Here is a 1058-nt window from a genome sequence, read left to right as displayed (position 1 = left end):
CAGCGCGAGATCGGCGAAGGTCTGAACGTCGTCGAGTCCTGGAACCGTGCCAACAGCGTCATCTTCTTCGGCAAGGGCGGGGACATCGCGACCAACCGCCGCGACGAACAGGAGCTCTCCGTCCTCTGCCTGCGGGTGCTGCAGGCCGCCCTGGTCTACGTCAACACGCTGATGGTCCAGGACGTCCTCGCCGACGATGACTGGGCCGAGCAGCTGACCGACGCCGACCGGCGCGGCCTCACGCCCTTGTTCTGGACTCACGTCGCGCCGTACGGCGAGGTCAAGCTCGACATGACCAGCCGCCTGGTGCTCGGCGACTAACGAGCGGGCCCGTTTGGGGAGGGATCACGGTCGACGGCCTGCGGCGCCCGCTCCGCTTCCTACCGGCCGTCGGGCAGGGGCGCAAGGGCGTGACACCGGGTGTGAGTGCCGCGGTCACATGTGAGTGATCAGGTCGTCGGCCTGGGCTTGGCCGCCCGCCTCGACGAGACCTGGCCCGACACGCTGACCGTGCGCACGCCCAGCGGCGGCGTGCACCTTTACTTCCGCGCTCCCGTCGGCTGCACCCTCGCCAGCCTGTCCGGCGGCCGGACCCGCCCCGGGCCCGGCATCGACGTCCGCGGCCCCGGCCGGCACAGCGCCGGCTCGCTCGTCGACGACATCCCGTACGTCATCGTCCGCGACACTCCGATCCAGCCGCTGCCCACCTGGATCTCGTCCCGGCTCCGGTAGTAGGCGCCCCAGCGAGATGAGGCGGCGGTGGTGGCTTTCTCGTCGCGTCAGGCCGCAGAACGCTGCAGGCCGCCGACCGGCACCGGTCGGCGGCCTGCAGCGGCTTCGAGGTCCGGGTCAGCCCGAAACCCCATTGTTGATCTCGGCGTGGCCCTGGCGCTCTTCCGGACAGTCCGAGCCGTCGATCCTCGTCAGCAGCTCCTGGAATCTCGCTGAGAGATCGATCTTTCCCGCCAGGTCGTTATACGCGTCCCTGTTGACCCGGTGGATGTAGGCGTCCAGCTCGGCGAACTCCTCCTCGTCAGGTTCCATGTTCTTCATTCCCC

Annotated in this window: 3 protein-coding genes; 2 read left to right on the top strand and 1 reads right to left on the bottom strand. The window is 69.2% G+C overall.

What is annotated here, in order from left to right; translation table 11 throughout:
- Both BBK14_RS15960 and BBK14_RS15955 read left to right on the top strand, forming a co-directional pair.
- Positions 1-321: Tn3 family transposase (locus BBK14_RS15960; RefSeq protein ID WP_157904280.1), on the top strand; the 321-nt coding region annotated here is incomplete at its 5' end.
- 120 nt (positions 322-441) lie between these two features.
- Positions 442-732, top strand: a complete 291-nt coding sequence (locus tag BBK14_RS15955) for a bifunctional DNA primase/polymerase (protein ID WP_071063321.1) — start codon at positions 442-444, stop codon at positions 730-732.
- Positions 733-849: 117 nt separating this feature from the next.
- Here BBK14_RS15955 and BBK14_RS15950 read toward each other — a convergent pair.
- The coding region (locus BBK14_RS15950; protein WP_206744670.1) for a hypothetical protein at positions 850-1058 on the bottom strand (209 nt) is incomplete at its 5' end.

The organism is Parafrankia soli (genome assembly GCF_001854695.1).
Classification (GTDB): Bacteria; Actinomycetota; Actinomycetes; order Frankiales; family Frankiaceae; genus Parafrankia; species Parafrankia soli.
This window is presented reverse-complemented; position numbering and strand designations above follow the sequence as displayed.